Origin of the sequence: Pseudomonas sp. AK181, assembly GCF_051122975.1 — a bacterium.
GTDB lineage: Bacteria > Pseudomonadota > Gammaproteobacteria > Pseudomonadales > Pseudomonadaceae > Aquipseudomonas > Aquipseudomonas lactis.
This window is the reverse complement of sequence record NZ_CP146348.1, coordinates 554,156-573,231: the sequence shown is the minus strand read 5'-3', so window position 1 is coordinate 573,231 and position 19,076 is coordinate 554,156. Positions and strand designations below refer to the sequence as shown.

The following is a 19,076-nucleotide window of genomic DNA, read 5'->3' as shown; positions in this document are numbered from 1 at the left end:
GATAAAGAATGCATCTGGCTATGACCGACGATAGGAACAAGCCTGCGCCTCTGGGTGAGCCCTTCAAGTGCTCAAAAACATAGCCCGGAGGAAGCCCCCATGGCAATGCCAGTTTCTGTCTCAAAGCCGATCGTAGGCGTTGATGTCGCTAAGAATGAGCTGGTGATTTATCACGCTGAAGCCGATCTACTGGAAACGATCGCAAACAACAAAGCTGCTATCAAAAAATGGCTGAAAACGCTGTCCTGCAAAGTGGCCATCGCAATTGAAGCCACCAACATCTACCACTTGGAGTTTGCCGATCTAGCCCATGAAGCTGGTTGCGTGGTTTACATGGTTGGAGGTTATGAGCTCAAGCATTACCGCGAAAGTTTGAAGATCCGGGCCAAGACCGATGCTTTGGATGCCCAGTTGCTCGCCCGCTATTTGAGAAAGGAGGCAGACGAACTGCGTCCCTGGACACCGCCATCGCCGCTGTATCGCCACCTTCTAAGCCTGTTTCGTCGGCGCGCAGCCTTGGTTCAGGCGCGCGTCAGCCTGACGCAAAGCTGGGCGAATGAACCGCTGCTTAAGGCTTCGTTTGCCGAGCAGGTGAAGTCGATGCAGAGACTTGAAGGGTTAATTGAAAAGATGATCAGTGATTGCCTGAAAGAAGCAGGTTTGCTGGGGCAGTTGAAGCGTTGCTTGAAGGTCGAAGGCATCGGCTTTTTGACTGGCGCGCGCTTGATTGCCACCTTCCAACGGGGAGAATTCAGGAATTCAGACGCGTTTATCGCCTTTCTTGGTATGGATTTGCGCGTCAACAAGTCAGGACAGAAAGATGGTCGTCGTAGTTTAAGTAAGCGCGGCGACTCGGAGGCCCGGCGCCTGCTGCATAACGCCGCGATGGCGGCTAGCCGAACAGAGACATGGAAAGCGTTTTATCAAGCACAGAGGGCACGAGGCTATAGCACCACTCAGGCGTTGGTAATACTGGCTCGCAAGCTTGCTCGGGTGGTATTCGCTCTACTGAAAGGGCAAAGCGAATATCAGCCAAAGGTTGGTTGAGGGTTGCCCCTCAACCATAGAATCTCCCACATTTTGATCTGTTAACGCATTCAAATGTGGGAGCTGGCTTGCCTGCGATGAGGCCCTCAAAAACAACGCAGCCCCCTCGCCAGGCACCGCACAACCCTCTAGGCTAGCCACAATTCACCTCGAGGAATGCCCATGTCCGCGCCCAGCATGACCTTGTTCCACAACCCGGCGTCACCCTTCGTGCGCAAAGTCCGTGTGCTGCTGATCGAGACCGGCCAACAGGACCGCGTGGCCCTGCACGCTTGCATGCCCACGCCCATCACCCCGGACGCCGAGGTGGTGCAAGGCAACCCCACCGGCAAGATCCCGGCCCTGCGCCTGGCCGACGGTTCGGTACTGCACGACAGCCGGGTGATTCTCGATTACTTCGACCACCAGCATGTCGGCAACCCGCTGATCCCCCGCGACGGCTCGGCCCGCTGGCGGCGCCTGACCCTGGCCTCGATGGCTGACGGCATCATGGATGCCGCCGTGCTGGTGCGTTACGAGACCGCCATGCGCCCGCCAGAAAAACACTGGGCGCCCTGGCTGGACGAACAGCGCAACAAGATCCGCCGCGCCCTCGCCGAACTGGAGCGGGACGCCATTGCCGAACTGGCCAGCCACTTCGACATCGCCGCCATCAGTGTGGCCTGTGCACTGGGCTATATCGACTTTCGTCACCCGGACATGCAGTGGCGCTCGGACAACCCCAAGCTCGCCGCCTGGTACGCCGAGGTCAGCCAGCGGCCTTCGATGCAGCAGACTCAGCCGCCTCTGTAGGAGCGAGCTTGCTCGCGAAAATCGTCAACGATAACGCGGGTCGTCTGGTTAAACGCGGTGTTCTTGCGTTCTTCGCGAGCAAGCTCGCTCCTACAGTGGAAGGTGGCGTGGGTGAGGAAGTTGACCATCTTCGCTTTCATTTGCTGGTCTTCGCGCAGTCCGATCATTGCCCTTGCTCCACCTTGCGTTTACCCACCCCATACCAATCCAGCTTGCGCGTCAGCACCATCACGGTACCCAGCAGGCCAAACAGCAACAGCGAGCCCATCAACAGCGCGTAATCCTCGGCACTGAGCAACCCGTACAGCAAGCCATACAACGCCGCCAGCCCGGCCGAAAACCCCAGGCCGTGGGCGACGCTGCGCAGCACATGGCACACGTAGAAGCCGATCAACACCACACAGGCGCTGGCGGATATCAGGTAGGCCAGGGCAAAGCCCAGATGCTCGGACAGCGACAACAGCAGCAGGTAGAAGAACGCCAGCGCCACGCCCACCAAGGCGTACTGGATCGGGTGCACGGCCAGACTCTTGAGCACCTCGAAAAGGAAGAAGCCGGCAAAGGTCAGGGCGATAAACAACAGCGCATATTTAATCGCCCGGTCGCTCTTGAGGTACTGGTCTACCGGGTCGATAAAGTTCACACCAAAGCTGCGGTTGCTGAAGTTTTCACAGCCTTGCCCGTCCAGGCAGTTCTGCAGGGCTTGTTCCAGGTTGGTGGAGAAGAATGTCGTCTGCCAATTGGCGCTGAAGCCCTGGTCGGTGACGTCACGTTGAGCCGGCAGGAAGTTGCCGATAAAGCTTGGGTGCGGCCAGTTGGATGCCAGTGATACCTGGCTGGTCTTGCCCACGGGCACCACTTGCAGTTGCTCGGTGCCTTGCAGGCGCAGGTCGAAGGCGAACTCCACCACGGCGGGTTTCTTGCTGTCTTGCTCGGGCAACGTCACATGCACGCCCTCGCCCAGCCAATCGACTTGGGAGCCCGGCGAGAACTCCAGCCGCTGCTCACCCAGTTCCAGCTTCAGTGCGTTTTCAATGCCGCGAATATCGCTGATGCCCACCGCCAGAAACGCCGGTTCAAAGCGGTAATCGGCAAAGTCTTCGGTGATCCCCAACTGCGCAGGCAGCTCGAAACGCCCGCTGATACGGTTGTCGGCATGGAACAACCGCGCCTGGTAGATCCCCCGCGAGCGCAGTTCGGTTTGCACCTTGCCGTCGAGCTCAAAACGGTCCGGCAGGAAATACAGACGGCCGCGTTCTTCACGGGTTTCTTCGTAGCGTTTGTTGAGTTTTTCATTGAGCTTCCACTCACGCACGGTCTTGCGATACGGCACCACCATCACCGGCCCGGTGAGGCGCTGGGCAAAGCTTGAGCTTCTGGCGATGTCCATCAACACGCCGTCGCGCAGTTGCTGGCGGTCGCTGATGATGCCGTTGATCATCAGCAATGGAATCAGCAACAGCAGGATCAGCAGCGCAATCGCGCCCAGTTTGAAAAGCAGGTTGCGGTTCATGGGTCTCTCCCTGTTTTGATGGGGAGAGTCTGCCCAGCCGGTATGGGGGATTTATGTGGGCAATGTGGAGACTGTGTGGAGATGCAGCACCGCTTGCACGCCGCCGGGTACGTTGCCGATCTGCAGGGTACCGCCGTGCAGCTTCATCACTTCTTCGACAAAGTTGAGCCCCAGGCCCGTACTTTTGCGCCCGCTGGCCGGGCGCGGCAGCGAATAGAAGCGCTCGCTCAGGCGCGGCAAGGCGTAATCGGGAATCGCCTCGGCCTGGTTGAACAGGGTGACCTGCACCTCGTGATGCTGCACCTGGGCGCTGAACCTCAGCGTGCCGCCGGGCGGGGTGAAATCCAGGGCATTGTCGAGCAGGTTACCCAAGGCCTGGCGCAGCAGGAAAGGTTCGCCAAACACCTTCACATCAGCGGCGATGGCCTGTTCAACGTGCAAGCCGGCGCCTTCGATCCGCGCACATTGAGCCTTGAGCACATCCTCAACCAGCGCGGACAAAGGAATGCTCGACTGCTCCTCCAGACCCTGGCGCTGCTCCACCTGGGCCAGGTTCAACAGGCGTTCGATCAACTGTTGCAGGCGCGCGCTTTCGCTGTCGATATTGCCGACAAAACGCTGCTGCTGCTCGCGGCTCATGTCGCCCTGCAACAGCTCCGCTGCTCCGCGAATCGCCGCCAACGGGCTTTTCAATTCATGGGTCAGCGTATGCACGTAGCGCTCTACGTAAGCCTTGCCTTCCAGCTGCGTGCGCATGTGTTCCACGGCAGTGGATAACTGCTTGAGCTCGCCGCCGCGATAATGCGGCAACTCGGCGCGGCGGCCCTCGCTCACGGCTTCGGCATAGGCGGTAAGGCGTCTGAGGGCCGCCGTCAGCCACCACGACAATAGCGCGCCAAGCAGCAGCCCCAGGGTGACCAGCCCAGCGCCGTACCACAGCAGGCGCCGCTCGGTGCGATCCACGTAGGGTTGCAACGAGCTGTTGGGCTTGGCCACGGTGACCACGCCGATGATCTGGCCGTTATCACGAATCGGCGCCCCCACGTGCATCACCGATGAGGTGGCGTCATCCGCGTCACTGCGGGTGGAGCGCGCACCGTATTCGCCACGCAGGGTCAGGTACACGTCGTTCCATTTCGAATAGTCCTGGCCCACCGCTTCACCGCTGGAGTCGAGCAATACCCTGCCCTTGGCGTCGGTCACGTAGATGCGATGGTTGACCTGGTTCTTGGGCAGCCCCCAGATCACCGCACCCGGTTGACGGTTGCCATAGGCCTTGAGCAGCGCTGGCCAATGGCTCTGGCCGAGGGTGCCGTTCTTCACGTCCTCGCGCAGGATCTCGGCCAGCAGGTTGGCGGTGTCCACCAGGGTTTCTTCGGTGGACTGACGCACGCCGGGGCGGATTTCCTTCATCACGGTGTTGAGCACGAAGTAGCCGGTCAGGCCGATAAACAGCGCATACACCAGGAAAATCCGCAGCCCCAGGCGCATCAGCTGTGGCTCGGGCTGTAGCTATAGCCAAGGCCACGATGGGTCTGGATCGGCTCGGCGTCCGCCGCCACACTCCGAAGCTTGCTGCGCAGGCTTTTGATATGGCTGTCGATATTGCGCTCGTAACCGGCATCGGCAGGTACGCCCACCGCGTCCAGCAGTTGCTCGCGGCTGAACACACGCTCGGGTTGCTCCAGCAGGCTTTGCAGCAGGCGGAACTCATGGCGCGTGAGGCTCAAGGGTTGGCCGCGATAGAGAATCTGCATGCGCTCCAGATCTACCTGGAACAGCGTCGGCGCCACACCCGGGCCGACCCGTTTGAGAATTGCCCGGACCCGCGCCGCCACTTCCCGTGGGCTGAAAGGTTTGACCACGTAATCATCGGCGCCGATCTCCAGCCCCACCACGCGGTCGATCTCCGCATCCCGGGCACTGAGGAACATCACCGGCACTTCGCTGAAACGGCGCAACTGCTTGCAGGTTTCAAAGCCGGTGATGTCCGGCAGGCCGATGTCGAGGATGACCAGGTCCGCCGGGGTCTGGCGCTGATGCTCCAGCGCCGCCTGGCCGAGCGTCAACCAAGTGGTGGTGAAGCCTTCGCCTTGCAGGGCAAAGATCAGCGTGTCGGCTATCGCCGCTTCGTCTTCGACAATCAGGATGTGCGGCATGGGTTCAATCAGCAGTCCGGTTTGTCGGCAGTGTAACGACGCGCCGGGTTTACCGCAGCACCAAACTCACGCAGGGCCTTGGCGCCAATCAGCAGTGGGTAGTTGAAACTGCTGCGGTCAGTAAGGTTGACCTCGACGGTGCGCTTGACGTCGCCCAGGCACATTTCCAGGTCGATCACCGGGCGCTTGGCCACGCTGGCTTCGTCCTTGTCATCATCTTCGTCGGCGCGGCTCTTGATCTTGCTGATGCGCGACACCTTGTGCTCATACACCTTGTTACCGGCATCCTCACCGCCGAGGCGGAAGCGTACCCAGTCATCGCCGTCGCGCTGAAAGGTTTCGATGTCACGCGCCGACAGCGAGGCGGTCAGTGCGCCGGTGTCCATCTTGGCCTTGAAGGTCTGGCCGATCTCCGGCAACTGGATGTATTCGTAGCGACCGTAAAGGGTCGGCTCGGCCGCCATGACAGGTACGGCAACCAGGGCGAACGCGGCAAGGAGTAATTTCACGGCAGGATTTCCTCGAAAGAAGTGGGCGGAGTCTAGACCGCAAACACAGCACTTAGTTGGATGACCGAGCATATCGCGCACAGTGTGAAACATTCGTGCGCGATTTTGCGATTTGGCCTCTAGACTCACCTTGCTTATCATGGCCCGCCCACAGAATTCCAAGAGTTGCTTATGCGCCGCCTGCTCACCGGCTGTCTGGTTACACTGCTGCTGTTACTCAACACGCTGATCCTGATCGGCCCCTTGATGGTCTTTGCCCTGCTCAAGCTGGTGGCGCCAGGGCGCTCGCGCGACTATGCCTCATGGGCGGTGATGTGGATCGCCGAGACCTGGGCCGAGATCGACAAGCTGATCTTCGCCGCGTGCATCCCCACCCAATGGGATATTCGCGGTGGCGAGGACCTGCGCGGCGATACCTCTTACCTGGTGATCAGCAACCACCAATCCTGGGTCGACATTCCCGCACTGATCCAGGCATTGAACCGGCGCACACCGTTCTTCAAGTTCTTCCTGAAAAAAGAACTGATCTGGGTGCCCTTCCTCGGCCTGGCCTGGTGGGCGCTGGATTACCCCTTTATGAAGCGCTACACCAAGGCGTTCCTGGCCAAGCACCCGGAGCTGGCGGGGCAGGATCTGAAGATCACCAAAGAGGCCTGCGAGCTGTTCAAGCGCCAGCCGGTCACGGTGGTCAATTACCTGGAGGGCACGCGGTTCAACGAGGCCAAGCGCACGCAACAGGCTTCACCGTTTAACCGGCTGCTCAAGCCCAAGGCAGGCGGCGTGGCCTTTGTGCTGGCGGCGATGGGCGAACAACTGGACGCGATCCTCGACGTGACCGTGGTGTACCCGCAGCAAAAGATTCCGGGGTTCTGGGACTTGATCAGCGGCGCGGTGCCGAAGGTGATCGTGGATATCCGTACCCGCGAGCTGGACCCGGCGTTGTGGCAAGGGGATTACGAGAATGATCCGGCGTTTCGCCAGACCGTCCAGAACTGGGTCAACCAGCTCTGGACGGAAAAAGACCGTCGAATTCAGGAACTGCTGGAAAACGACGGGGGGCAACGCGAGGGATAACGATGAGTACTAGCCTCTCTACTCAACGTATCCCTTGGCACGCGATGCATCAGGTTCGCACGTTCCCATCCATACCGCAGTCCGTCTTTGTTTTACTTACCATCGCGTAAATGTCATTGATGTCACGGTCGTTCTGCACCTGCCACTTCGCATTACCGCCGTGCTTGCTGGACATCGTTGGTTCCGGAGCGGCTTCAGGAAGTTGCGGGTAAAACGAGGTGTTTATAAGTTGTCCAATCGCATTCATAAACTATACGTCCTTATGGTTAGTCAAGAGTCCCTTCCGCAATGCCAAAAACCTCGGGAAGGTTCGATTGTGTGGTCAACCCACCTCCTTCGTTCCCACCGAAATGCTACGAAATCTGACTATGAAAAACGTTAAGTGGCCGTTCGAGCAGCGCCATTGAAGACAGTAGCCATCGACGCGGCATGGTCTATCCCACCCTGCACGATAAAGCGCAGGTCAGGCAGTGGGTATTGAACATTTGCTTTGCTAACCCCCATCTCTGCAAGACGTGAACGCAAGGCGTCATCCGTGTCACTGCGCGCAAGCGCAGGCGGATTAAAATAGTATTTGATGTCTGAAGTTTGTGTTTCTTTGATATTCAAAACGCCACCACTCATCAGCTATTAAGGAAACCTTCCAAGGTCGCTGTGAACGAGACCTTGAAAGGTAACTTTATGTGGCGTCTTGCTTCCTACGGTTCCCTACAACCTGGTGATTTTCACCATGTATGAATTTTCAGCGATGAAACGCATAAAACGACACGTTGCGTGAGGTATCAACCGCCAGTGGTGCCCCAAGCCTGAGCCAATTTGCCCAGCACGGAGCTGTTGGCACCCTCACCGCCCAGATACTTCAAAATCACCGGGGCAAATTGGCCGATCATGCCGCTGTCCATGCCCAGGGCGCTGAAGGCGGTGTTCAAGTCATTGGTGCTTTTAACGTTGCCCAACAGGCCGTCCAGGCCGCTGGTTTTGCTGCCGCCGGTTTGGCCGAGCATCCCGCTCAAGGCACCGAGGCTGCCCAATGCGTTATTACCCGACAGTTGCTCGAGGCCCGGCACACTGCTACTCAACTGCGAGAAGTCGTTGCCACTGAGTTTGTTCTTGGCCAGGCCCAGCATGGCACCCGTGCCGCCCACCGCTTGCTCGGGGGTGATGTTCAGTTGCGAGGTCAGGGCCGTCAGCAGGTCAGCCGTCTCCGACGTAGGCGCGGCGGCAGCGGCCTTGTTGTTGCCACCCTGCATGCCGGAAATGGCGTTGGCTGCATCGCCAAGGCTGAAACCTGCGGCGAACACCGGGCCGGCGGCCACGGTCAACAGGCAGGACAGGGCAAAACCGCGTGAAATCTTCATCGAAACAACCTCTGGGTATAGGGGTAAAAGCAGGCGTTGGACTGGGTATCCCGTCGGTTGTTCCGGAGCCACTCAGGAACCCATCGAGGATAAGCGGGTCCATGAACTGACTACAAAATTTGTCGAGAAGAGACTTATGACTGCGATCCAACCCCCAGTGATTGAGCACAAGCCTGCGTTCTGGAGCCGCCCTCGCCTGTTCATCGGCGCCTGCGTGGTGGTGGTTGCCGGTATCGGCGGCGCGCTCTACACCCAGGACAGCGTCAAATCCGCGGCGACATTGGTGACCACGACCCAGCAGCCAGCCGCACAGATCATGGCCCACAAGGATTACCTGGAAGTAGAACCGATTGCCTCCACGGCGCCAGCACCGGACCAAAGCCTTGAACTCTGGGCGATCCCTAAAGATGGCGCACCGGTGTCACTGGGCCTGTTACCGGAGGATGGCAAAGGCATCATTGGCCTGAACCCCCGCCAGCAGGAGACGATCAAACAGCCCGTGGAGTTGATGGTAAGTTCTGAAACCAAAGGTGGTTCAGTGAGTAAGCAGCCAACCGGGCCTACGGTGTATCAAGGGGCACTGGCCACTCGCTAATCATCGGCTGCGCAAACTCGGTTCAAACTGTCGGAGCGGGCTTGCCCGCTCCAACGTCACCTGTAAATCACCCATCACACGATCAGACATTTTGAATACTTATTCAATTTGATTATAGATCGTATAAAAAATGAATCTAAAAACCTGTCAACATTCACAGTAGCTCATATCAGATTAAATATTGATGATGGAGACTCCTTCAAGCACTGGAGCAAACAAGGATGAACCCCTCAACATTCAAAAAACAGCCTTCTCTGAGCATGTTCTGCCTGTCAGGTTTTATATCGCTGGCTGCGTTATTTGGAGCCACTTACGCGTCGGCGGAAAGCTGTCCAGATCTCAGTCAGGTCAATGGTTCCTTGGACAACGGAACCTACAAATACCAGTTTGGTAATTGGAAAGGCTCCAATCAGCCCGGCGCACCCGACGCAGAGAAGTCTTACCTGAATGCAGGGCTACACTTTGACAGGGTCACACTGGCGCAACGGGTAATTTCAAGCACAGAGGGATCGGAGGATCCCAATGAAACAGAAAGTCCGGGCACAACTGTCGCCTACATCAGATGCGATTATGTTGGCGCGGGAGATGACGCTCGAATCCGACTGGTCAAACGCGTCGGCGAGCTACCTAAACCGGATGCTGGCACTTGGGAAAATGAAACCACCACTAATACAGCCGGCACGATCAACAAGTACTGCACCCATACAAGTTGCTCTTTTAAATAAATACGACTACCAGACCTCTCAGCGTGGGTTGTCGCGTGGAGAATTCAAAGCCGCTAAACGCGCGTTACCTCACTATGAAAGTCCTAGCTTTCAAATAATGCAGCAGGGCGGCCGTTGGCCGCCCTTTTATCTTGAACTCAAGCTGCACTAAACAAACTATGCGGATCAATCACAAACTTCTTCGGCACACCCGCATCGAACTCGCCATACCCGCGTGGCGCGTCATCCAGGCTGATCACCTGCACGCCGACGATCTCGGCAATGTTGATACGGTCCCACATGATCGCCTGCATCAGTTGGCGGTTGTATTTCATCACCGGCGTCTGTCCGGTGTGGAAGCTGTGGGATTTGGCCCAGCCCAGACCAAAGCGAATGCTCAGGCTACCCATTTTCGCGGCGGCATCGACAGCACCTGGGTCTTCGGTCACATACAGGCCTGGGATACCGATCTTGCCCGCCACGCGCACCACGCCCATCAGCGAGTTAAGCACCGTGGCCGGGGCTTCGGCCTTGACGCCATCGTGGCCGTGGCCGCGTGCTTCAAAGCCTACGCAGTCAACGGCGCAGTCCACTTCCGGCTCGCCGAGCAACGCGGCAATCTGTTCGTGCAGAGGGGTATCGGTAGACAGGTCGACCACTTCAAAACCCTGGGCCTTGGCGTGGGCCAGGCGGATTGAATTGACGTCACCGATGATCACCACCGCTGCACCCAGCAAACGAGCGGAGGCGGCAGCCGCCAGGCCCACCGGGCCGGCACCAGCGATGTACACGGTGCTGCCAGGGCCAACGCCGGCCGTGACGGCGCCGTGATAGCCGGTGGGCAGGATGTCAGAGAGGCAGGTCAGGTCACGGATCTTCTCCATGGCCTTGTCGCGGTCCGGCAGTTTCAGCAGGTTGAAGTCGGCATACGGCACCAGCACATACTCGGCCTGGCCGCCGGTCCAGTCGCCCATGTCCACGTAGCCGTAGGCGCCACCGGCACGGGCCGGGTTGACGGTCAGGCAGACGCCGGTGTGTTGTTCCTTGCACGAGCGGCAGCGGCCGCACGCCACGTTGAAGGGCACGGACACCAGGTCGCCGATTTTTAGGTTCTCGACGTCGCTGCCCTTCTCGATCACTTCACCGGTGATTTCATGCCCCAGCACCAGGCCGGTCTGGGCCGTGGTGCGGCCGCGCACCATGTGTTGGTCGGAGCCGCAGATGTTGGTGGAGACCACGCGCAGGATGACGCCGTGCTCAATCTTCCTGCCACGGGGGTCCTGCATTTTGGGATAGTCGATTTTCTGTACTTCGACCTTGCCGTTGCCGAGATACACGACACCACGATTACCAGACATGCTTTCACCTCGCTGTTGTTTTTATGGAACTGCGTTGCCCTTGGGACAGCGCGTTAAGTGCTCGGATTACAGATGCTGTTTCTTGTGTTGCTATAAGGGCCTCATCGCAGGCAAGCCAGCTCCCACAGTGGAATGGGTTCACACCTCCAGGAATGTGGGAGCTGGCTTGCCTGCGATAGCGATCTAGAGAACGACGGTGCGATTGGCATTCAAGAACACCCGCCGCTCAATGTGATACCCCACCGCCCGCGCCAATGTGAGCCCTTCGATATCCCGCCCCTTGGCAATCAAGTCTTCGGGATAGTGGCTGTGATCCACCACCTCCACGCCTTGGGCGATGATCGGCCCTTCATCCAGATCGTTGTTGATGTAATGCGCCGTGGCGCCCACCAGTTTCACGCCCTTGTTGTACGCCTGGTGATACGGCTTGGCGCCCTTGAAGCCCGGCAGCAACGAGTGGTGAATGTTGATGGCCTTGCCGTCCAGCTTGCGGCACAGCTCTGGTGACAGCACTTGCATGTAGCGCGCAAGGATCACCAATTCGGCACCGGTGTCTTCAATCACCTGCCACACCTGACGCTCCTGGGACGGTTTGTCGTTGGGGTCCAGCGGGAAATGGTAGTAGGGAATCTGGTGCCAGTCGGCCAACGGTTTGAGGTCGGGATGGTTGGACACCACCGCGACCACATCCATCGACAACTGGCCGATGCGCTGGCGGTACAGCAGGTCGTTGAGGCAGTGATCGGCCTTGGAGACCATGATCACCACTTTGGGCCGGTAGTTCGGCGCCGTCAGTTCGAAGATCATGCCAAACGCTTCGCCACGGCTCGCCAGGCCTGCGCGAAAGGCTTGCTCGTCGAAGCCATCGGGCTGGCGAAACTCCACACGAATGAAAAACCGGCCCGAAAGGCGGTCATCGAACGAATGGTGCTCGGTGACGTAGCAGCCCTGCTCGAACAGGTAGCGGGTGACCGCGTCCACCGTGCCGAGCACGCTGGGGCAGTCGGCGGTCAAAATCCATGTATCGGGTGCGCGGCTCATGGGTCACTCCTCAGGCTGATCGTTCCCACGCTTTGCGTGGGAATGCCGCCATGGACGCTCTGCGTCCGCTTTTGGGACGCAGAGCGTCCCGGTATGCATTCCCACGCGGAGCGTGGGAATGATCATCATGCGACAACGCTCAGGCCGAATTCGGCCGAGGCATCCTGCAACCACAACCACCAGTAATCCGAGAAGCTGCGACGGATCAGCAGTTCCCATGTGTCGTCGCTGGTATGCCGGATCACCAGTTGCGACTTGGCGAACACCGTACCCACGGCCTTGCCGACCGGGAAGTTGTTGGGGTGCACGTCGTAGCTGGTGGACTTCATCAGCACATCGCGCACATTCGGGCCGCTCAGTTCAAGAATCTGCTGGCCGCCGCTGACGTTGACGATCTGGATATGCAGGTCGCCCAGGGCGGCGCGCAGGTTTTGCTCGGCGGCAAATTCTTCACCGCTCGGCACGATCAACAGCCACTCATCCGGGCCGAGCCACTGAAGGCTGGTTTCACCTTTGAAGACCACGCTCAGCGGGCCGGGCAGTTCAATGCCGACGGCCTTGTGTACGCCAGCGGCGAAGGCGGCGTCGTGGCCATCGCCACGGATAGTCAGGTGGCCGAGGAGTTTCTTTTCACGCACGGTCACGCCGGCGTTCTTGCGGCCCTTGCCCACCAGGCTGGCGAGGTCGGCATGGTGCAGCGACGACTCGGCCTTGGCACCGGTGGTGGGGCGTTGTTGGTAAACATTGGCTGCTGTCATAAAGCACCTGTTCTGAATTCTGTTGATCGTTCCCACGCTCTGCGTGGGAATGCCGCCATGGACGCTCTTGGGGCGCAGAGCGCCCCGAAATGCATTCCCACGCGGAGCGTGGGAACGATCAGGTGTCAAATGTTCTGGCGATCGCCTTTGGGGTCAAAGAACACCGAAGACACAATCTCGGCCTCGATCACGCTGCCATCCGCTTGCGGCGAGAACACCCGCTCGCCGATGCGCTTCAAGCCGCCCTTCACCACACCCATGGCAAACGAATAGCCCAGGGAGTTATGCGCATAACTTGAGGTAACGTGACCCACCATCTTCATCGGGATCGTCTGCTTCGGATCGAACACCAACTGTGCGCCTTCCGGCAGCCACACGTTCGGGTCGATCGGCTTGAGCCCCACCAACTGCTTGCGCTCCTCACGCACACAATCTTCACGGTTCATGCCGCGCCAGCCGATCCACGAGAACGGTTTGGTACGGCCAACGCACCAGCCCATGTTCAGGTCGTCCGGGGTCATCGAGCCGTCGGTGTCTTGCCCGACGATGATGAAGCCCTTCTCGGCGCGCAGGACGTGCATGGTCTCGGTGCCGTACGGGGTCAGGTTGTACTTCTTGCCGGCCTCGACGATCTTTTCCAGCACACCCATGGCGTAGTCGGCCTGCACGTTGACTTCGTACGACAGCTCACCGGTAAACGAGATACGGAACACCCGCGCCGGCACGCCGCCCACCAGGCCTTCTTTCCAGGTCATGAACGGGAAGCCGTCCTTGTCCAGGTCGATGTCGGTGACTTCCGCCAGCAGCTTGCGGCTGTTGGGGCCCGACAAGGTCATGGTTGCCCAATGGTCGGTGACCGAGGTGAAGTACACCTTGAGGTCCGGCCATTCGGTCTGCTGGTAGATTTCCAGCCACTGCAATACGCGGGCGGCGCCGCCAGTGGTGGTGGTCATCAGGAAGTGGTTGTCGGCCAGACAGGCAGTCACGCCGTCATCGAAGACCATGCCATCTTCCTTGCACATCAGACCGTAGCGCGCCTTGCCCACGTCGAGCTTGGTCCAGGCGTTGCTGTAGATGCGGTTGAGAAACTCGCGGGCATCCGGGCCCTGAATGTCGATCTTGCCGAGGGTGGAGGCGTCCAGCAGGCCGACGCTGTCACGCACCGCCAGGCATTCGCGCTTCACCGCGGCGTGCAGGTCTTCACCGTTACGCGGGAAATACCACGGGCGTTTCCACTGGCCGACGTCTTCAAACTCGGCGCCGTTTTTCACGTGCCAGGCTTGCAGCGCGGTGTAGCGTACCGGCTCGAAAATGTGCCCACAGTGACGGCCCGCTACGGCGCCGAACGTGACCGGCGTGTAGTTGGGACGGAACATGGTGGTGCCCATCTGCGGGATGGTCACGTTCAGCGAACGGGCCGCGATGGCCAGGCCGTTGACGTTACCCAGCTTGCCCTGGTCGGTGCCAAAGCCCAGCGCGGTGTAGCGTTTGACGTGCTCCACCGACTCGAAACCTTCGCGAGTGGCCAGTTCGATGGCAGCGGCGGTCACGTCGTTTTGCAGGTCGACAAATTGCTTTGGCGCCCGAGCAGTGGCCTTTTCGTGGGGCACCTGGAACAGCGCCAGGGTGGGTTCTTCAAGACGGCTCAAGGCTTTTGGCAGCGTGCCTTCAACCGGGGCAAAACCGGCTTCGCTGGCCGCACGCACGCCGCCTTCAAAGCCATCGGCGAGGGAATCGCCAAGGCCGTAGACACCGTTGATGCCACCGACGCACACGCGCTTTTGCGGTGCTTCGCCCGGTACAAACCCGAGGATATCTTCACGCCAGGTCGGCTTGCCGCCCAGGTGCGAGGCCAGGTGCACCACCGGGCTGTAACCGCCGGAGCTGGCGACCAGGTCGCAGTCCAGCCACTCGCCAGGGCTGGTGACTTTATGCGCCTTGACGTCGATGGCTGCCACGCGGGCGCCGGTCACGTGCTTACTGCCACGGGCCTCGATCACGGCGCTGCCGGTGAGGATGCGGATGCCTTTGGCGCGGGCTTCTTCCACCAGTGCACCGCGTGGGTTGTGGCGCGCATCGGCCACCGCGACGACGGTGAGGCCCGCATCGAACCAGTCCAGCGCTACGCGATAGGCATGATCGTTGTTGGTCGACAGCAGCAGTTTTTTACCCGGTGCCACGCCATAACGACGCACGTAGGTAGACACCGCACCTGCGAGCATATTGCCCGGCACATCGTTGTTGCCGTACACCAGCGGACGCTCGCACGCACCAGTGGCCAGCACCACACGTTTGGCACGTACGCGGTGGATACGCTGACGCACCACACCAATCGGCGCACGGTCACCCAGGTGGTCGGTCAGGCGTTCGTGAATGGTCAGGAAGTTATGGTCGTGGTAGCCGTTGACGGTGGCGCGGGGCAGCAGCACCACGTCCGGCAGGGCTTTCAATTCGGCGATGACGCTGGCAACCCATTCAGTGGCCGGCTTGCCGTCGAGGCTTTCACGGGAATCAAGCAGCGAGCCACCGAATTCTTCCTGCTCGTCGGCGATGATTACCCGAGCACCGCTGCGCGCAGCGGCCAGCGCAGCCGCGAGGCCCGCAGGGCCTGCACCCACCACCAGCACGTCGCAATGACGGTTGAAGTTGTCATAGGTGTCCGGATCGTTCTCGGTGGGCGAACGGCCAAGGCCCGCCGCCTTGCGGATGTACTTCTCGTAGGTCATCCAGAACGATTGCGGGTACATGAAGGTTTTGTAGTAGAAGCCCGGCGGCATCAGCTTGCCGCCGACCTTGCCGAGAATGCCCATCATGTCGTTGTTCACGCTCGGCCAGCCGTTGGTGCTGGTAGCAACCAAGCCCTGGTACAGCGCCTGTTGGGTGGCGCGCACGTTGGGGATCTGCGTGGCTTCGGTGGCGCCGATCTGCAGCACCGCGTTCGGCTCTTCGGCGCCTGCGGCAAAGATGCCCCGTGGGCGCGAGTACTTGAAGCTGCGGCCAATGATGTCGACGCCGTTGGCCAGCAGGGCTGCGGCCAGGGTGTCGCCTTCAAAGCCTTTGTAGCTCTGACCGTTGAACGTAAACGTCAGGACTTTATTACGGTCGATGCGGCCACCGTTGGACAGGCGATTGATCTGGCTCATACCTTCTCTCCAGAGGCCTTGGCGGTGAACTGAGGCTTCTCACCGATCTTGTAGGTTTCAAGAATTTCGTAGGTCACAGTGTCGCGGGTGGCGTTGAAATACTGGCGGCAACCGGCGGCATGGATCCACAGCTCGTGGTGCAGGCCGCGCGGGTTGTCGCGAAAGAACATGTAGTCGCCCCACTGCTCGTCGGTGCAGGCATTCGGGTCCAGCGGGCGCGGGATGTGCGCTTGGCCGGACGCATGGAATTCCTCTTCGGAGCGCAGTTCGCCACAGTGAGGACAGAAGATATGCAACATAGGGAATTTCTCCTGTTAGTGGGCGACGGCCGCAGCGCCGTGTTCGTCGATCAGCGCACCGTTGTGGAAACGCTCGATGGAAAAAGGTGCGGCCAGTGGGTGCATTTCACCCTTGGCCAGGCTGGCGGCAAACACGTTGCCTGAGCCTGGTGTGGCCTTGAAGCCGCCCGTACCCCAACCGCAGTTGAAGAACATGTTCGGTACCGGGGTCTTGGAAATGATCGGGCAGGCATCCGGCGTGGTGTCGACGATGCCGCCCCACTGGCGGTTCATGCGCACCCGCGACAGCACCGGGAACATCTCAACGATGGCCTGGATGGTGTGCTCGATCACCGGGTACGAGCCACGCTGGCCGTAGCCGTTGTAGCCGTCAATACCGGCGCCGATCACCAGGTCGCCCTTGTCGGACTGGCTGATGTAGCCGTGCACGGCGTTGGACATGATCACGCTGTCGATAATCGGCTTGATCGGCTCCGACACCAGGGCTTGCAGCGGGTGGGATTCGATCGGCAGGCGAAAGCCCGCCAGCGAAGCCATGTGCCCGGAGTTACCGGCTGTGACCACACCGACGCGCTTGGCGCCGATAAAGCCCTTGTTGGTTTCCACACCGATGCACACGCCGTTTTCCTTGCGAAAACCGATCACTTCGGTCTGTTGGATCAAGTCCACGCCCAAGGCGTCGGCAGCGCGGGCAAAGCCCCAGGCCACGGCATCGTGACGGGCCACGCCGCCGCGCCGTTGCACGGTGGCACCGAGCACGGGGTAGCGGGTGTTCTTGGAGCAATCCAGGTACGGGATTTCGTCGGCCACTTGCTGGGCATTCAGCAGTTCGCCGTCTACGCCGTTGAGGCGGTTGGCGCTCACACGGCGCTCGGAATCACGAATGTCCTGCAGGGTGTGGCACAGGTTGTACACGCCGCGCTGGGAGAACATCACGTTGTAGTTCAGGTCCTGGGACAGGCCTTCCCAGAGTTTCATTGCATGTTCGTACAGGTGCGCCGACTCGTCCCACAGGTAGTTGGAACGCACGATGGTGGTGTTGCGCGCGGTGTTACCGCCGCCCAGCCAGCCTTTTTCGACCACGGCCACGTTGGTGATGCCGTGCTCCTTGGCCAGGTAGTAGGCGGTCGCCAGACCATGCCCGCCACCGCCGACGATCACCACGTCATAGACCTTTTTAGGGGTCGGCGTGCGCCACATCTTCTGCCAGTTTTCGTGATGGCTGAGGGAGTGCTTGAAGAGGCCGAAGCCTGAGTAGCGTTGCATAGTCATTACTCCAAAACCGCGCTCAGCGATAAACCGGGAAATCAGCGCACAGGGCAGACACGTGCTTGGCCACGTTGGCCTCGACATCGGCGTCACCGAGGTTGTCGAGGATGTCGCAGATCCAGCCGGCCAGCTCGACGCACTGCGGCACTTTGAAGCCACGGGTGGTCACCGCCGGGGTACCGATGCGCAGGCCCGAGGTCACGAACGGCGACTGCGGGTCATTCGGCACCGCGTTCTTGTTGACGGTGATGTGGGCGCGACCCAGGGCGGCGTCCGCCTCTTTGCCGGTGAGGCCCTGGCGGATCAGGCTGACCAGGAACAGGTGGTTGTCGGTGCCGCCGGAGACCACGTCGTAGCCACGCTTGATGAACACTTCGGCCATGGCCTGGGCGTTATCGATCACTTGCTGCTGGTAAGCCTTGAAGCCGGGCTCCAGCGCTTCCTTGAAGCACACGGCCTTGCCGGCGATCACATGCATCAGCGGGCCGCCCTGGGCGCCGGGGAATACCGCGGCGTTGAGTTTCTTTTCGATTTCTTCGTTGGCCTTGGCCAGAATCAGGCCGCCCCGTGGACCGCGCAGGGTCTTGTGGGTGGTGGTGGTGACCACGTCGGCGTAAGGCAGCGGGTTCGGGTACAGACCAGCGGCAACCAGGCCGGCAACGTGGGCCATGTCGACGAACAGCAGCGCGCCTACCTTGTCGGCGATCTGACGAAAGCGTGGGAAATCCAGGGTCTTGGAGTACGCCGAGAAACCCGCCACGACCATCTTCGGCTTGTGCTCGACCGCCAGGCGCTCGACTTCGTCGTAGTCGATCAGGCCGGTGTCGGTGTTGATGCCGTATTGCACCGCGTTGTACAGCTTGCCCGAGGACGACACTTTAGCGCCGTGGGTCAGGTGACCGCCGTGGGCCAGGCTCATGCCCAGGATGGTGTCGCCGGCATTGATCAGCGCCAGGTACACGGCGCTGTTGGCCGAGGAACCGGAGTGCGGCTGCACGTTGGCGTAATCGGCGCCGAACAGTTGCTTGGCGCGCTCGATGGCCAGGGCTTCGACCTTGTCCACATGCTCGCAACCACCGTAGTAGCGCTTGCCCGGGTAGCCTTCGGCGTACTTGTTGGTGAGGCCGCTGCCTTGGGCTTCCATCACGCGCTTGCTGGTGTAGTTCTCCGACGCGATCAGCTCGATATGATCTTCCTGGCGCTGCTCCTCGGCATTCATCGCCGCCAGCAGTGCGTCGTCATATCCCTGGATCTGGTCTTGTTTGCTGAACATCGCGTCTCTCCCAGCCTTTCGTATTGTTGAGGCCCGTGCAGGGCCCTTTGATGCGATGGTAGGGCTGGCGCGTGCGGGCCAAATGCCTGCGCACGCCACGCAAAGGTGCGTTTACGACATGGACCGAAGAATGTGCAAACGCTTGTGTGGGCGCTGGCTTGCCTGCGATGGCATCGCTGCGGTG

20 protein-coding genes are annotated in these 19,076 nt (G+C 60.1%); 5 read left to right on the top strand and 15 right to left on the bottom strand.

The genetic code is table 11. From position 1 onward, the window contains the following. The first annotated feature begins 99 nt into the window (after nt 1–99). Together V8689_RS02710 and V8689_RS02705 are read left to right on the top strand one after the other, a co-directional pair. The gene (locus V8689_RS02710) at nt 100–1,047 is read left to right on the top strand and encodes an IS110 family transposase (protein WP_056791073.1); all 948 of its coding nucleotides are present in this window, start codon (nt 100–102) and stop codon (nt 1,045–1,047) included. A 162-nt stretch (nt 1,048–1,209) separates the two neighbouring features. After that, nucleotides 1,210–1,839, top strand: coding sequence for a glutathione S-transferase family protein (locus V8689_RS02705; protein WP_056782897.1), 630 nt, complete (start codon nt 1,210–1,212; stop codon nt 1,837–1,839). Here V8689_RS02705 and V8689_RS02700 read toward each other — a convergent pair. Genes V8689_RS02700 through V8689_RS02680 form a run of 5 tightly spaced genes read right to left on the bottom strand, consistent with a single transcriptional unit; the run spans nt 1,824 to nt 6,020 of the window. After that, nucleotides 1,824–2,006, bottom strand: a complete 183-nt coding sequence (locus V8689_RS02700) for a hypothetical protein (protein ID WP_056782899.1) — start codon at nt 2,004–2,006, stop codon at nt 1,824–1,826. The genes V8689_RS02705 and V8689_RS02700 overlap by 16 nt on opposite strands. Continuing rightward, the gene (creD, locus tag V8689_RS02695; RefSeq protein ID WP_056782901.1) at nt 2,003–3,352 is read right to left on the bottom strand and encodes a cell envelope integrity protein CreD; all 1,350 of its coding nucleotides are present in this window, start codon (nt 3,350–3,352) and stop codon (nt 2,003–2,005) included. Before creD ends, V8689_RS02700 begins: the two co-directional genes overlap by 4 nt. Before the next feature lie 51 nt (nt 3,353–3,403). Further along, nucleotides 3,404–4,843 (bottom strand): two-component system sensor histidine kinase CreC, encoded by a 1,440-nt coding sequence (creC, locus tag V8689_RS02690; protein ID WP_056782903.1) that lies wholly within the window; start codon nt 4,841–4,843, stop codon nt 3,404–3,406. Beyond that, nucleotides 4,843–5,511, bottom strand: a complete 669-nt coding sequence (gene creB, locus V8689_RS02685; RefSeq protein ID WP_034133934.1) for a two-component system response regulator CreB — start codon at nt 5,509–5,511, stop codon at nt 4,843–4,845. Before creB ends, creC begins: the two co-directional genes overlap by 1 nt. A gap of 8 nt (nt 5,512–5,519) precedes the next feature. After that, nucleotides 5,520–6,020 (bottom strand): ATP-dependent zinc protease family protein, encoded by a 501-nt coding sequence (locus tag V8689_RS02680; RefSeq protein ID WP_014720226.1) that lies wholly within the window; start codon nt 6,018–6,020, stop codon nt 5,520–5,522. 171 nt (nt 6,021–6,191) lie between these two features. Between V8689_RS02680 and V8689_RS02675 the strand changes: the two genes are divergently transcribed. Continuing rightward, nucleotides 6,192–7,094 (top strand): acyltransferase, encoded by a 903-nt coding sequence (locus tag V8689_RS02675; RefSeq protein ID WP_056782905.1) that lies wholly within the window; start codon nt 6,192–6,194, stop codon nt 7,092–7,094. A gap of 49 nt (nt 7,095–7,143) precedes the next feature. Here V8689_RS02675 and V8689_RS02670 read toward each other — a convergent pair whose 3' ends face one another. The 3 genes from V8689_RS02670 to V8689_RS02660 form a co-directional block, all read right to left on the bottom strand. After that, nucleotides 7,144–7,341, bottom strand: a complete 198-nt coding sequence (locus V8689_RS02670) for a hypothetical protein (protein WP_056782907.1) — start codon at nt 7,339–7,341, stop codon at nt 7,144–7,146. Nucleotides 7,342–7,472: 131 nt separating this feature from the next. Further along, a complete protein-coding gene (locus tag V8689_RS02665; protein ID WP_150073266.1) occupies nt 7,473–7,703 on the bottom strand; it encodes a hypothetical protein in 231 nt (76 codons plus the stop codon). A gap of 173 nt (nt 7,704–7,876) precedes the next feature. Further along, the gene (locus tag V8689_RS02660; protein WP_056782909.1) at nt 7,877–8,452 is read right to left on the bottom strand and encodes a DUF2780 domain-containing protein; all 576 of its coding nucleotides are present in this window, start codon (nt 8,450–8,452) and stop codon (nt 7,877–7,879) included. 136 nt (nt 8,453–8,588) lie between these two features. Here V8689_RS02660 and V8689_RS02655 point away from each other — a divergent pair, with 136 nt between their 5' ends. Next, nucleotides 8,589–9,047: an anti-sigma factor domain-containing protein gene (locus tag V8689_RS02655; RefSeq protein ID WP_003194846.1), complete on the top strand. Its 459-nt coding sequence runs from the start codon at nt 8,589–8,591 to the stop codon at nt 9,045–9,047. Between the two features lie 221 nt (nt 9,048–9,268). Beyond that, nucleotides 9,269–9,772, top strand: a complete 504-nt coding sequence (locus V8689_RS02650) for a hypothetical protein (RefSeq protein WP_150073265.1) — start codon at nt 9,269–9,271, stop codon at nt 9,770–9,772. Between the two features lie 137 nt (nt 9,773–9,909). On the opposite strand, the gene fdhA is transcribed toward V8689_RS02650, so the two are convergent. From fdhA to glyA, 7 genes are all read right to left on the bottom strand, one after another. Next, nucleotides 9,910–11,109 (bottom strand): formaldehyde dehydrogenase, glutathione-independent, encoded by a 1,200-nt coding sequence (fdhA, locus tag V8689_RS02645; RefSeq protein ID WP_003194849.1) that lies wholly within the window; start codon nt 11,107–11,109, stop codon nt 9,910–9,912. 183 nt (nt 11,110–11,292) lie between these two features. After that, nucleotides 11,293–12,150 (bottom strand): formyltetrahydrofolate deformylase, encoded by an 858-nt coding sequence (gene purU / locus V8689_RS02640; protein ID WP_044271799.1) that lies wholly within the window; start codon nt 12,148–12,150, stop codon nt 11,293–11,295. Between the two features lie 125 nt (nt 12,151–12,275). Beyond that, nucleotides 12,276–12,908 carry a sarcosine oxidase subunit gamma gene (locus V8689_RS02635; protein WP_056782910.1) on the bottom strand — a complete coding sequence of 211 codons (633 nt, stop codon included), beginning with the start codon at nt 12,906–12,908 and terminating at the stop codon, nt 12,276–12,278. A 125-nt stretch (nt 12,909–13,033) separates the two neighbouring features. Continuing rightward, nucleotides 13,034–16,051: a sarcosine oxidase subunit alpha gene (locus V8689_RS02630; protein ID WP_056782912.1), complete on the bottom strand. Its 3,018-nt coding sequence runs from the start codon at nt 16,049–16,051 to the stop codon at nt 13,034–13,036. Further along, nucleotides 16,048–16,350: a sarcosine oxidase subunit delta gene (locus V8689_RS02625; RefSeq protein ID WP_003194855.1), complete on the bottom strand. Its 303-nt coding sequence runs from the start codon at nt 16,348–16,350 to the stop codon at nt 16,048–16,050. The genes V8689_RS02630 and V8689_RS02625 overlap by 4 nt, the downstream gene beginning before the upstream one ends. Before the next feature lie 15 nt (nt 16,351–16,365). Then, nucleotides 16,366–17,616, bottom strand: a complete 1,251-nt coding sequence (locus V8689_RS02620) for a sarcosine oxidase subunit beta (protein WP_056782914.1) — start codon at nt 17,614–17,616, stop codon at nt 16,366–16,368. 22 nt (nt 17,617–17,638) lie between these two features. Continuing rightward, nucleotides 17,639–18,892: a serine hydroxymethyltransferase gene (glyA, locus tag V8689_RS02615; protein WP_003194857.1), complete on the bottom strand. Its 1,254-nt coding sequence runs from the start codon at nt 18,890–18,892 to the stop codon at nt 17,639–17,641. Nucleotides 18,893–19,076 lie beyond the last annotated feature (184 nt).

Excerpts from the sequence above, each read along its gene's own strand:
- V8689_RS02710 (WP_056791073.1), top strand. The coding sequence starts at position 100 with ATGGCAATGCCAGTTTCTGTCTCAAAGCCGATCGTAGGCGTTGATGTC.
- V8689_RS02705 (WP_056782897.1), top strand. The coding sequence starts at position 1,210 with ATGTCCGCGCCCAGCATGACCTTGTTCCACAACCCGGCGTCACCCTTC.
- V8689_RS02700 (WP_056782899.1), bottom strand. The coding sequence starts at position 2,006 with ATGATCGGACTGCGCGAAGACCAGCAAATGAAAGCGAAGATGGTCAAC.
- creD (WP_056782901.1), bottom strand. The coding sequence starts at position 3,352 with ATGAACCGCAACCTGCTTTTCAAACTGGGCGCGATTGCGCTGCTGATC.
- creC (WP_056782903.1), bottom strand. The coding sequence starts at position 4,843 with ATGCGCCTGGGGCTGCGGATTTTCCTGGTGTATGCGCTGTTTATCGGC.
- creB (WP_034133934.1), bottom strand. The coding sequence starts at position 5,511 with ATGCCGCACATCCTGATTGTCGAAGACGAAGCGGCGATAGCCGACACG.
- V8689_RS02675 (WP_056782905.1), top strand. The coding sequence starts at position 6,192 with ATGCGCCGCCTGCTCACCGGCTGTCTGGTTACACTGCTGCTGTTACTC.
- V8689_RS02670 (WP_056782907.1), bottom strand. The coding sequence starts at position 7,341 with ATGAATGCGATTGGACAACTTATAAACACCTCGTTTTACCCGCAACTT.
- V8689_RS02660 (WP_056782909.1), bottom strand. The coding sequence starts at position 8,452 with ATGAAGATTTCACGCGGTTTTGCCCTGTCCTGCCTGTTGACCGTGGCC.
- V8689_RS02655 (WP_003194846.1), top strand. The coding sequence starts at position 8,589 with ATGACTGCGATCCAACCCCCAGTGATTGAGCACAAGCCTGCGTTCTGG.
- V8689_RS02650 (WP_150073265.1), top strand. The coding sequence starts at position 9,269 with ATGAACCCCTCAACATTCAAAAAACAGCCTTCTCTGAGCATGTTCTGC.
- fdhA (WP_003194849.1), bottom strand. The coding sequence starts at position 11,109 with ATGTCTGGTAATCGTGGTGTCGTGTATCTCGGCAACGGCAAGGTCGAA.
- purU (WP_044271799.1), bottom strand. The coding sequence starts at position 12,150 with ATGAGCCGCGCACCCGATACATGGATTTTGACCGCCGACTGCCCCAGC.
- V8689_RS02635 (WP_056782910.1), bottom strand. The coding sequence starts at position 12,908 with ATGACAGCAGCCAATGTTTACCAACAACGCCCCACCACCGGTGCCAAG.
- V8689_RS02630 (WP_056782912.1), bottom strand. The coding sequence starts at position 16,051 with ATGAGCCAGATCAATCGCCTGTCCAACGGTGGCCGCATCGACCGTAAT.
- V8689_RS02625 (WP_003194855.1), bottom strand. The coding sequence starts at position 16,350 with ATGTTGCATATCTTCTGTCCTCACTGTGGCGAACTGCGCTCCGAAGAG.
- V8689_RS02620 (WP_056782914.1), bottom strand. The coding sequence starts at position 17,616 with ATGCAACGCTACTCAGGCTTCGGCCTCTTCAAGCACTCCCTCAGCCAT.
- glyA (WP_003194857.1), bottom strand. The coding sequence starts at position 18,892 with ATGTTCAGCAAACAAGACCAGATCCAGGGATATGACGACGCACTGCTG.